At 35.6% G+C, this 8,684-nt stretch carries 12 protein-coding genes; all 12 read left to right on the plus strand.

What is annotated here, in order from left to right:
* Positions 1–160: 160 nt before the first annotated feature.
* The 12 genes from eutM to COZ07_RS09585 all read left to right on the plus strand — a co-directional run bounded on the left by eutM (position 161) and on the right by COZ07_RS09585 (position 8,518).
* The gene (eutM, locus tag COZ07_RS09530) at positions 161–484 is read left to right on the plus strand and encodes a BMC domain-containing protein (protein WP_406608331.1); all 324 of its coding nucleotides are present in this window, start codon (positions 161–163) and stop codon (positions 482–484) included.
* Between the two features lie 31 nt (positions 485–515).
* On the plus strand, positions 516–806 hold the full coding sequence (locus COZ07_RS09535; RefSeq protein ID WP_406608332.1) for a EutN/CcmL family microcompartment protein: 291 nt from the start codon (positions 516–518) through the stop codon (positions 804–806).
* Between the two features lie 229 nt (positions 807–1,035).
* Positions 1,036–1,323, plus strand: coding sequence for a EutN/CcmL family microcompartment protein (locus tag COZ07_RS09540; RefSeq protein WP_406608333.1), 288 nt, complete (start codon positions 1,036–1,038; stop codon positions 1,321–1,323).
* A gap of 31 nt (positions 1,324–1,354) precedes the next feature.
* Entirely contained in the window at positions 1,355–2,686 is a 1,332-nt protein-coding gene (locus COZ07_RS09545; protein WP_406608334.1) for a 4Fe-4S dicluster domain-containing protein, read from the plus strand.
* A 20-nt stretch (positions 2,687–2,706) separates the two neighbouring features.
* A complete protein-coding gene (locus COZ07_RS09550) occupies positions 2,707–3,261 on the plus strand; it encodes a BMC domain-containing protein (RefSeq protein ID WP_406608335.1) in 555 nt (184 codons plus the stop codon).
* A 72-nt stretch (positions 3,262–3,333) separates the two neighbouring features.
* A complete protein-coding gene (locus COZ07_RS09555; RefSeq protein WP_406608336.1) occupies positions 3,334–4,773 on the plus strand; it encodes an aldehyde dehydrogenase family protein in 1,440 nt (479 codons plus the stop codon).
* 208 nt (positions 4,774–4,981) lie between these two features.
* Positions 4,982–5,251, plus strand: a complete 270-nt coding sequence (locus tag COZ07_RS09560) for a EutN/CcmL family microcompartment protein (RefSeq protein WP_406608337.1) — start codon at positions 4,982–4,984, stop codon at positions 5,249–5,251.
* Positions 5,252–5,253: 2 nt separating this feature from the next.
* The gene (locus COZ07_RS09565) at positions 5,254–5,547 is read left to right on the plus strand and encodes a EutN/CcmL family microcompartment protein (protein WP_406608338.1); all 294 of its coding nucleotides are present in this window, start codon (positions 5,254–5,256) and stop codon (positions 5,545–5,547) included.
* On the plus strand, positions 5,540–6,106 hold the full coding sequence (gene rpiB / locus COZ07_RS09570) for an RpiB/LacA/LacB family sugar-phosphate isomerase (protein WP_406608339.1): 567 nt from the start codon (positions 5,540–5,542) through the stop codon (positions 6,104–6,106). The genes COZ07_RS09565 and rpiB overlap by 8 nt, the downstream gene beginning before the upstream one ends.
* Before the next feature lie 58 nt (positions 6,107–6,164).
* The gene (gene deoC, locus COZ07_RS09575; protein ID WP_406608340.1) at positions 6,165–6,971 is read left to right on the plus strand and encodes a deoxyribose-phosphate aldolase; all 807 of its coding nucleotides are present in this window, start codon (positions 6,165–6,167) and stop codon (positions 6,969–6,971) included.
* Positions 6,972–6,996: 25 nt separating this feature from the next.
* Positions 6,997–7,653, plus strand: a complete 657-nt coding sequence (pduL, locus tag COZ07_RS09580; RefSeq protein ID WP_406608341.1) for a phosphate propanoyltransferase — start codon at positions 6,997–6,999, stop codon at positions 7,651–7,653.
* An 85-nt stretch (positions 7,654–7,738) separates the two neighbouring features.
* Positions 7,739–8,518 (plus strand): DeoR/GlpR family DNA-binding transcription regulator, encoded by a 780-nt coding sequence (locus COZ07_RS09585; protein WP_406608342.1) that lies wholly within the window; start codon positions 7,739–7,741, stop codon positions 8,516–8,518.
* Positions 8,519–8,684 lie beyond the last annotated feature (166 nt).

Genomic DNA, 8,684 nt, shown 5'->3' on the forward strand with positions numbered 1-8,684 from the left:
TATTTTTGGCTTTTTGGGAAATAACCATTAAATGATAAATATTCTACATTAAAAAATTTATTTTACCCAAAGCTCTTGACATACTTAAATTAATAGGTTAAGATGTTAGAAAAGGATAATATTTTGTTATAAAAATAACATTAAGGAGGTTTTAAAAAAAATGGATATTTATACAGATGCATTAGGAATGATTGAAACGAGAGGATTCACTGCAATGGTAGAGGCAGCAGATGCTATGTTAAAAGCAGCCAGAGTAGAATTAGTAGGTTATGAAAAAATTGGTGGAGGATATACTACTGCAATTGTTCGTGGTGATGTAGCAGCTGTTCGAGCTGCTCTTGATGCTGGAAACGCAGCGGCTCAAAAAGTTGGTGAAGTGATTTCTGTACATCTTATTCCACGACCACATAGTAATGTAGATGAAGTTCTTCCTTTAGGCAGAGGTCTAGTCAAAAGCAAAAAAGAAAAAATGAGTACTGATTAATTGAGACAATTATAATACAGGAGGAAAAAATATGATACTAGCAAAAGTAGTAGGTACGGTTGTATCAACCAGGAAAGAACCGAAAATTGAGGGTATAAAATTTTTACTTCTGGAGAAAATTAACCCTTCTAATATGCAGGGGAAGGATGATTATTTGGTAGCCATGGATAGCGTGGGAGCAGGATTAGGAGAAGTAGTCTTTTATGTAGCTGGAAGTAGTTCCCGGATGACCGCTGCTACTGAAGGAAAACCAAGTGATGCAACTATAATATCTATAGTCGATTCTATAGATATTAACGGGAAATATGTCTATAAAAAATAATTAAATTGTATAGGAATTTCCTTTTTCCGTAGGGGCCTGCCCTCGTGAAAACGGGGGTTCGATTCATCGAACCCGCAATGAAAACGGGTCGGATAAATCCGACCCCTACTTAAAAAAGCAATACTTTATACGAAAAAAGTTTTGAGTTTTGAACTAACGACTAACGACTATTCACTATCGACTAATTTATATATTCTTAAAATTTCAGGAAACCAAAAAAGAGGTTAAAATGATATTTGGTAAAATTGTGGGAACGGTAGTTAGTACCCAGATGGAGGTAGGAATAAAAGGTAGAAAATGTCTCCTGGTCCAAACTTGCAACCATAAAGGAGAAGTAGATGATGATTATTTGGTAGCCGTGGATCTTGTTGGAGCAGGAGTAGAAGAGATAGTGATAATATCTCAAGGGAGTTCTGCAAGACAGACCGAAATTACCCATCAAAAACCAGTCGATTGTGTAATTGTAGGAATTGTCGATATGGTAGAAGAATATAACCAAGTTGTTTTTAAAAAATAGGAGATCTAGTTTACCAGAAGGGAAATAACTTATGGCACTTGAAAATGTGCTAAGGAATATGGGAGTAGTGGGAGCTGGCGGTGCTGGTTTTCCCACCCATATCAAAGTGGCCAATAAATGTGAGGTAGTAATTGGAAATGGAGCAGAATGTGAGCCTCTTCTTTACAACGATAAATATATTATGGAAGAAGTAGGAGAAGAGGTGGTAAAGGGTTTAGAATTAGTTATGCAGTCGACTGATGCAAAAAAAGGGATAATTGCCCTGAAAAAAAAATATCTTTCTATTGCCGGAAACCTAGAAAAAACTATCGCTGAAAAGAAAAATATATCACTATTTCTTCTGGAGGATTATTATCCCGTCGGTGATGAGTTTATCCTGATACAAGAAATTACTGGTAAAGTTATTCCGGAAGGTAGAATCCCTCCAGATATAGGTTGTTTAGTAAATAATGTAGAGACCCTGAGAAATGTGTATAGGGCTGAAAAAGGTAAAGCAGTTACCAGGAGGACGCTAACCTGCATAGGAGAAGTAAAAAAACCGAGTATTATAACTGCACGAATTGGTACTTCTTTCCGGGAAATTATAAATCTTTGTGAACCTACTCTAGAAGATTTTGTAGTCATTGTGGGGGGACCTATGATGGGAAAGGTAGTTTTTGATCTCGATACGCCAGTAATTAAAACTACTACCGGGATTCTGGTTTTACCTAAAGATCATCCCTTGGTCTTAAAGAAAACCATGAGGATTGAATATATTATCAAACAAAGCAAAGCTGCCTGTTGTCAATGCAGTTATTGTACCGACTTGTGCCCTCGTTATTTGTTAGGTCATGAACTTTATCCTCATAAAATTATGAGACAAATTAATTTTGGAATTGATATTCCCTATGAAGTTATTCAAAATGCCTTTTTGTGTAGCGAGTGTGGGCTTTGCGAGGTATTTGCCTGCCCGATGGAATTGTCACCCAGAATTATAAATCAAAAAATTAAAGCGAACCTTCTCGCCGCTGGATATCAACCTAAATTTTCAGGGGAAAAAGAAAGTTCCAGAGAAGAGCGAGCGGAGCGAGCCTACAGAAAAATACCCAGTTCGCGGATTAAAAATCGTTTGAGATTAGATAAATATGATGAAGATAGTCAACGTCCATTACGAGTAATAGAAACTGATCCCGATCAAGTGGAGATTTTACTTAAGCAACATACGGGTGTTCCTTCGGAAGCGGTAGTAAAAATTAATGAACCAGTAAATGAGGGTGATCTTATTGCTGAAATTCCTAAGGAAAAATTAGGTGCTCGGTTACATTCCAGTATTAAAGGCAGAATAACTTATATTGACGAGGAAAGGATTATTATTAAAAAATAATAAGGAAAGATAGGTAAAGAATGGATATAATCGTTCTTGGAGTATTAGAATTTAATAGTATAGCAGTAGGTATAAAGGCATTAGATAGCATAGTAAAAGCTTCTCCCGTAAAAGTAATAGAGGCGAGGACGATTTGTCCGGGAAAATTTATAGTTCTTTTTACTGGTGACGTGGCATCTGTTGATGCTTCTCTTACCGCTGGCAAGGAAATTGGAGAAGGTTACCTGGTTGATGAATTATTTATTCCTAATTTACACCCTCAGATTATTCCTGCCATCATTGGTACGGTTGAATGTAAAGTTTGGGATGCGATAGCAGTAGTAGAATCTTTTTCAGCAGTGGCCAGCATTGAAGCTGCGGATATAGCTGCTAAGACTGCTAATGTTCTAATTAGCGAGATTAGATTGGCTATGGGGATAGGTGGTAAATCTTATATTAAAATGATCGGAAATATAGATAAAGTAGAAGCTGCAGTTAAAGCTGCAGTAAAGATAATAGGTAGTAAAGGTCTGCTTTGTAAAGAGGTAATAATTCCTAACCCTCATCCAGCGATTAAACCTTATTTTATTTATTAAAGCTAAGATTTTTAATGGATTGAATGTGAAAAAAAGATAAGAGATAAATATTTATTAGATAGGTGATCGATTATGAAGATAAATGAAGAAGAGCTGAAATTAATAATCGAAAGTGTACTTAATAAGTTAGAAGGTGCCACACTCGATCTAGAAATGCCAGAGAGTTTACCAATAAGCACTTTAAATCAGGATGGTATTTTTGATGAGGTAAATGCTGCTGTCGATGCCGCTGAAGTTGCTCATCTTGAACTGATAAAATTAACTCTCGAAAAGCGAAGAGAGATAATCCGAAGTATACGCAAAATAATTATAAGTAATCTGGAAGAAATTTCTAAATTGGCTGTCGAGGAAACCACCTTTGGCCGGGTAGAGGATAAGATTGAAAAAAATAGATTGGCTGCTTTAAAAACACCGGGAATAGAAGATCTTGAACCTATAGCTTATACTGATGATAACGGGATGACTCTAACCGAGCGAGCAGCTTATGGGGTTATTGGATCAATTATACCATCTACCAATCCCACTTCTACGATTATTAATAATGGTATAAGTATGATTGCTGGTGGAAATACCGTGGTTTTTAACCCTCATCCTATGGCCAAGAGAAGTTCTTGTTTTACAGTTTCCTTAATTAATCAGGCTATTGTGAAGGCTGGAGGACCTCCCAATACTTTATGTGCTATTGCTAATCCAACTATTGATTCAGCTCAAACTTTAATGAAACATCCCAAAATTAGATTATTGGTAGTAACTGGTGGTCCAGAGGTAGTCAAGGTAGCTATGAATAGTGGTAAAAAAGTTATTGCTGCTGGACCTGGAAATCCTCCCTGTGTCGTTGATGAAACCGCTGATCTGGAAAAAGCTGCCCGGGACATTGTTAAGGGGGCAGGGTTTGATAACAACATTGTCTGTGTTTGTGAGAAAGAAATTTTAGCAGTTTCTCAGATTACGGATAGGTTAAAAGAGGAAATGATAAAAAATGGTGCTTATGAACTAAAAGGAGAGCAGATTGAAAAAGTAACTAAATTGGTAATTGCTGACCCGGGAAAACCGGGACATGAGGGAACACCAAACAAAAAATATATTGGAAAAAATGCCAGTGTGATTGCGCGAGATATTGGTTTAAATATCTCTGACCAGGTTAAAATATTGCTTGGTGAGGTCGATCGTTATCATCCTTTAGTCTGGACTGAACAGCTTATGCCGGTAATCCCTCTGGTTCGTTTTAATAATGTTGATGAAGCTATAGATTTTGCGGTGCAGTGTGAGCATAATTTTAGACATACCGCCTCTATTCATTCCCGGAATATTGCTAAACTTTCCAAGATGGCGAAATTAATGAACTGTTCTCTCTTTATAAAGAACGGACCGTGTTATAGCGGATTAGGCTTTGGCGGAGCTGGCTATGCTTCTTTTACTATTGCCACACCTACCGGAGAAGGATTAACCAGAGCAAGGACTTTTACTCGAGAAAGACGATGTGTTCTGGTAGGTTATTTTAGAATTGTCTAAAGTAAATTTAATGGTATAGGAATTTCTTTTTTTGTAGGGGTTCGATTTATCGAACCCGCAATGAAAACGGGTCGGATAAATCCGACCCCTACTTTAAAAGCAATACTTTATACGAAAAAAGTTTTGAATTTTGAACTAACGACTAACGACTAACGATTATTTACTATCGATTAATTTAATTTTTATAGGCTGAATTTGGAGGTTAAAGATGAAACTGGGGAAAGTGATTGGTAATGTTATTTGTACCCAGAAAGTAGATTCTTTTCAGGGTATAAAACTATTATTATTACAGCCCCTTAATGAAAAATTAGAAGAAGTAGAAGAACCTGTGGTGGCTTGCGATACAGTTCAGGCCGGTTTAAATGATATTGTTTTCTATGAAGGCGGTAGAGAGGCAGCTTTGGGACTTAAAAATTGGTTTAACCCTTCTGATTTAACTATTATGGGTCTAGTTGATCAGGTAAATATTGGAGAGTAATTATGATTTTAGGTAAGGTAATCGGTAATGTGGTTTCCACTATAAAGCATCCGGTGTATCAAGGCTATAAGATTTTAATTGTACAACCTGTCAATGATAAAGAAGAACTGCAAGGAAAGACCATTTTAGCATTGGATACTGTCCAAGCAGGGATAGGAGATACGGTTCTGGTGATCGATGAAGGGAATTCTTCTCGTTTAATTATGAACAATTCTACTGCTCCAGTTAGAACTATGATCGTAGGGATTGTCGATTCAGTTAATAAAACTAATAATAAAGGTAAAGAAAATGACTGATATAAATACTGATATAAATAAAGTAAAAATTATTCAAAATGTGGTTAGTGGATTGTATTCTTCAACCATACCTCAAAAACAGCTGATTAATCTTGATAAAGTTAGTAGCAAAGTAAGATATGTAGCTATTGGTTCAGACCACGGAGGATATGAAGCGAAGGAAATTCTTAAGCATTTTCTTAGAAATATCGGCTATCGAATTACAGATGTAGGAACTTATAGTAAAGAAAGTGTAGATTATCCGGATTTTGCCGTTAAAGTAGCAAAAAAAGTGGCTAGCGGTGAATGTGAAAGGGGAATTATGATTGATGGAGCAGGTATTGGCTCATCGATGACTTGCAATAAAGTTAAGGGTATAAGAGCAGCTCTGTGTTATAATATTAAAACTATTGTAAATAGCAGAGAACATAATAATGCCAATGTATTAACTTTGGGTGGACCATTGCATACACCAGACGAATTACGTGAAATGGTAAAAGTCTGGTTGGAAACTCCTTTTGCTGGTGGAAGACATTGGAGAAGAATTAATAAAATAATAGCCCTGGAAAGAAATTATTAATCTTTAGTAATGGTTCAAAGTTATATTTTAAAATATTAAAGATCAGAGGTTTTAGATTATGGATAAAAAAGAGCTAATTGATAGAATTAGCAAAGAAGTAATAGCAAAATTAAAAAATCTACCTAATTCTGAAAGAATATCTTTTGATTCTGGTACAAACGATATTTTAAAAGGTGAAGTCAGTACAAATTCCGATCTTTATTCCAAGATTCATTCTCCGGCAGATATTGCTGGTTATATTGACCATACTTTATTAAAACCAGAAGCAAAAGAAGAGCAAATAAAGAAATTGTGTGAAGAAGCAGTTCAGTATGGTTTTTATTCTGTATGCATTAATTCTTCCTGGACTGCCTATTGTGCCAAGAAGTTAAGAGGGACTAAAGTAAAAGTTTGTACGGTAGTTGGGTTTCCTTTAGGAGCAACAGACAGTAGAACAAAGGCTTATGAAACAAGAAATGCTATTGAAAATGGAGCAGATGAAATAGATATGGTGATTAATGTGGGAGCTTTAAAAAATGGTGATCTGAAAACTGTAGAAGCTGATTTGCGAGCGGTGATGACGGCTTGTAGAAACACAACCACTACTAAAGCTATTATTGAAACTTGCTTACTATCAGACGAGGAAAAAGTAATAGCTTCTCAATTGGTAAAAAAAGTTGGTTTTGATTTTGTAAAGACCTCTACCGGTTTTTCTACCGCCGGAGCTACTGCCCATGATGTTGCCTTAATTCGCCGGACCGTCGGTCCTAAAATGGGGATTAAAGCAGCAGGCGGAATCCATAATTTCGAAGAAGCTTTATTAATGATTAAATCAGGAGCAACCAGGCTAGGTTGTAGTAGTAGTGTAAAGATTGTGAGTGTTTAAAACAAAAGACGAGAAGGAATAAAAAATGAAAGATGATTACAAAGAACTGGTTAAAGTGGTATCTGAAGTTGTTTATCAAGAAATATCTCAAAAAGAAAAAAGGTCAAAACTTTTTTCTATCCCGGTAGAAATATCCACCCATCATGTTCATTTAACCAGAGAGTCGCTGGATATTTTATTTGGAAAGGGCTACGAGTTGACTAAATTAAGAGACTTGTCACAACCAGGAGAGTTTGCCAGCAAAGAAACTGTGATGGTGGTTAGTTATAATAAAATGAGGGTTATAGAGAAAGCCAGAATACTTGGGCCTGTTAGAAAATACACTCAAGTTGAATTATCGATTACTGATGGCATTTTTTTAGGTCTGGATCTTCCTACCAGGATATCAGGGAATATAGAAGGTACGCCATCTATCAATATTATTGGTCCGAAAAGTATTTTGGCACTTAAGGAAGGAGCTATTCGAGCCGCTCGCCATATTCATATGACTCCGAAAGATGCGGAATTTTATCAGGTAAAAAATGGTGACCGAGCAAAGGTGGAAGTATCAGGGACTCATGGAGTTATTTATAAAGATGTAGTAATTAGAGTTTCTCCTAATAGTAAACTAGCTTTGCATTTGGATACAGATGAGGCCAATGCGGGGAACGTTAAAGAAGCAACTTTGGCCAGAATTATATAATTATAAATACTCTAATACTTTAAGTTTTAATAATAGGGGAGTATTTTTTTAAAAGAATTTTTATTTTTTAAAAAAGAGGCTTAATATGATTGGAAAAAATAATCGGGTAAACTATTTACTTAATAGGTTATCTATCGATGGTTTTTCAAGTATTAAAAAATTGTCTAAAAAGTTGGAAGTTTCAGAGATGACTATTAGGAGAGATCTTCAGGAATTATCTAAAAGTAATATTGTTACCCTTATCCCTGGTGGTGCCATTCTAAAGAAAAATCCCCCCACGGATAAAGCTGAAGAGAAGTATTTGATTCAAGCTGCAGAATCTTTAATGTTAGAAGAGAAGATTAAGATTTCTCGAAAGGCAGCTTCTTTAGTAGACCCTAATGATGTGATTGTTATAGATACCGGCTCAACTACCGAAAATCTCCCTAAATTTATACCAGAAAATATGCCTCTTACCGTTATATGTTATGCTTTAAATATTCTGTTTAATGTATATGAAAATAAGCATTGGAAATTAATATTTCCTGGAGGTTATTTTCACGGTGATACCCTAATGCTTGAAAGCCCAGAGGGGATAGAGATGATAAAAAGAATAAGGGCTAATAAGTCTTTTATTTCTGCCGCAGGCGTTTCTGAAAAATTAGGAGTTACCTGTGCCACTGCTTATGAGAAGGAAACCAAGAGAGCAGTTATTGAGTCTTCAGATAAAAAGATCCTGTTGGTGGATTCAACTAAGTTCGGTAAAATTAAAATTTCGCATTTTGCAGATCTTACCGATTTTGATATTATTATCACTGATACAGGAATTTCAAAAGAGTTTGTAAACATTATCAAAAACATCGGTATTAAGTTATATATTGTTTAAAGAAAACGTTAAACCTTCTATGAATCGAAAATCACTTCCTAATTAGGGGAAGCAAGAAAATTCCAAGCCCTTTGGCATTTCGCTGAAGGGTTTTTTTATAAATATTCTTCCCAGAAAGAAGGATTTTTAAATGGATTTGTAGTATAAAGAAAATAGTATGTTAAAA

Origin of the sequence: Candidatus Infernicultor aquiphilus (assembly GCF_002784285.1) — a bacterium.
Lineage (GTDB): Bacteria > Atribacterota > Phoenicimicrobiia > Phoenicimicrobiales > Phoenicimicrobiaceae > Infernicultor > Infernicultor aquiphilus.

Excerpts from the sequence above, each read along its gene's own strand:
- eutM (WP_406608331.1), top strand. The coding sequence starts at position 161 with ATGGATATTTATACAGATGCATTAGGAATGATTGAAACGAGAGGATTC.
- COZ07_RS09535 (WP_406608332.1), top strand. The coding sequence starts at position 516 with ATGATACTAGCAAAAGTAGTAGGTACGGTTGTATCAACCAGGAAAGAA.
- COZ07_RS09540 (WP_406608333.1), top strand. The coding sequence starts at position 1,036 with ATGATATTTGGTAAAATTGTGGGAACGGTAGTTAGTACCCAGATGGAG.
- COZ07_RS09545 (WP_406608334.1), top strand. The coding sequence starts at position 1,355 with ATGGCACTTGAAAATGTGCTAAGGAATATGGGAGTAGTGGGAGCTGGC.
- COZ07_RS09550 (WP_406608335.1), top strand. The coding sequence starts at position 2,707 with ATGGATATAATCGTTCTTGGAGTATTAGAATTTAATAGTATAGCAGTA.
- COZ07_RS09555 (WP_406608336.1), top strand. The coding sequence starts at position 3,334 with ATGAAGATAAATGAAGAAGAGCTGAAATTAATAATCGAAAGTGTACTT.
- COZ07_RS09560 (WP_406608337.1), top strand. The coding sequence starts at position 4,982 with ATGAAACTGGGGAAAGTGATTGGTAATGTTATTTGTACCCAGAAAGTA.
- COZ07_RS09565 (WP_406608338.1), top strand. The coding sequence starts at position 5,254 with ATGATTTTAGGTAAGGTAATCGGTAATGTGGTTTCCACTATAAAGCAT.
- rpiB (WP_406608339.1), top strand. The coding sequence starts at position 5,540 with ATGACTGATATAAATACTGATATAAATAAAGTAAAAATTATTCAAAAT.
- deoC (WP_406608340.1), top strand. The coding sequence starts at position 6,165 with ATGGATAAAAAAGAGCTAATTGATAGAATTAGCAAAGAAGTAATAGCA.
- pduL (WP_406608341.1), top strand. The coding sequence starts at position 6,997 with ATGAAAGATGATTACAAAGAACTGGTTAAAGTGGTATCTGAAGTTGTT.
- COZ07_RS09585 (WP_406608342.1), top strand. The coding sequence starts at position 7,739 with ATGATTGGAAAAAATAATCGGGTAAACTATTTACTTAATAGGTTATCT.